Below are 1,668 nucleotides of genomic sequence, written 5' to 3'. Positions count from 1 at the left end.
CGGACCTGGTCAGGGTCTTTGATCACACGCGCCGCACCCCACGCGTTCGCCGAACGGTTGAGCTTCTGCTGCGCTCTGGTGCATCACATGAGCTGGGCGGCATAGGCGACGTGCTCGCRGCGTGCGCGATGCCGGAGGTCCGCATRCTGGAGYTKGTATACCAGCGTGCAGGRGCACTGGGCCAGCTCCGKGAGGGCGTTGATACAGCCRCTGCGGCGCGCAGCCTTCATGCGATCGCGGTCGGTGTTCTGCTGGGATCAATCYTGGAGCCCRGCATCCTCRACCTGGAGATGGGCGGGGCACGCACCGTGGAAGACCTGCTCAGGCTGCACATGGCCGCKTCCTTCAAGACCGCCGGAACGGGGCTCAACTCAGGTGCCGCATAGCTCCAGCCCCGCCACCTCAATTGGAATGGAGTTGCGGATCGGGATAGGTTGCTGCAGCAGATCGCGTCCTTTCCTCTTCGCTARAAATGACTCCAARTAATCCCTGTTTCGCTTGAAGCAGCCGTTGGTTTGGGAAGATCACAGACTGGAGATACGTCACTCACGCACTCGTGAGTGACGTCTTTTCCATCATGCACCCGCGCCGAGGAATGAAGCAGGAAGACGAAAGGTGCCTGTTACATGCAGGAGTCTTCCCTACTCAGTGCTATCAAACGGATGATGGTGTCCATACCCATCGTTGCTGACGCCCTGAAAGGCATCGTCGTGATCGGATCTGAGTTATGCCGCTGCTACATAAGGGGCTACTGCTGCGGCCAGCACATCGATTCCCCATCCCGACCCAACACCGTCCTTAGGATCACTRATYTYAAAGCGAGACCAATCAGCTCTCGCAAGCTTTCCCACAAGCAGCTGATCGGCCGGAAGCCGGTGCATCGACCAATAGGGGAACTGCCTACTGGATACCCGGCCCCTAGCCAGTTCTACGATGCCAGAGTGGCTCGTGGATTGCAGCACGCGCTCATAGACGCCAGCGACCCCGTCCTCCGGACCTTCAAAGTACTGCACGAAACGGACTCCGTCATACAGCAAGACTCCCGTCACGCCTGCAACCTTATTGAATCTGGCGGCATCGGCTACGAGCACCTCCAGCTGACCAATCGAAAGCTCTTYAACTGCCTCGCTTGCGTATACAACAGCCCGAATGGGCATAGTTTTTGCCTTGRGAGGGATGCCACATCGGCATCACTTCGCACTCTATCAGTCGGCGCAGACATGGACTGAAAGGTACATTCTTAACGCTTAAGAAACCACGCCGACTGTGAATACTCATCGAAGGCGCGCGACCTGTACCAAGCGCTTTGCTTCATCTAACCCGCGTTGAATATTCTTRACGGAAGTGCTCACGCCACGTTAGGCACGTCATATCGATATCCCGCTATCTGCAGATGAAGCATAGGGGTGGGATCACATCCAACTACACCGGCTTTGGCAAACGCCAAGCAATTGCTGCCTGCCACCTGACACCCGAAACTGAATGGTACGAACTTCACGTTCTCGACTATAGGCGCGAGAATCGCGACCGGGGCTTGCTGGCCTTGCSATGGGGAGTGAAGCGATGTTGAAACGTGGGGACGACGCGTTCCTGGTGCTTGAGCTGCGCGTCAGGGAGTGTGAGCGCCGCATTGCAATTTCCGACGGTCGCACCAGAGCATTGGAGCAT

Annotated in this window: 1 protein-coding gene; it reads right to left on the bottom strand. The window is 57.4% G+C overall.

The window, feature by feature from the left end:
* Positions 1-725 precede the first annotated feature (725 nt).
* Positions 726-1,157: a BLUF domain-containing protein gene (locus tag D7T59_RS21070; RefSeq protein WP_180853534.1), complete on the bottom strand. Its 432-nt coding sequence runs from the start codon at positions 1,155-1,157 to the stop codon at positions 726-728.
* Positions 1,158-1,668 lie beyond the last annotated feature (511 nt).

The organism is Stenotrophomonas maltophilia, assembly GCF_013464915.1.
Classification (GTDB): Bacteria; Pseudomonadota; Gammaproteobacteria; order Xanthomonadales; family Xanthomonadaceae; genus Stenotrophomonas; species Stenotrophomonas maltophilia_AT.
Note: the sequence above shows the minus strand (reverse complement) of the source record. Positions and strands in the feature narration are given on the sequence as shown.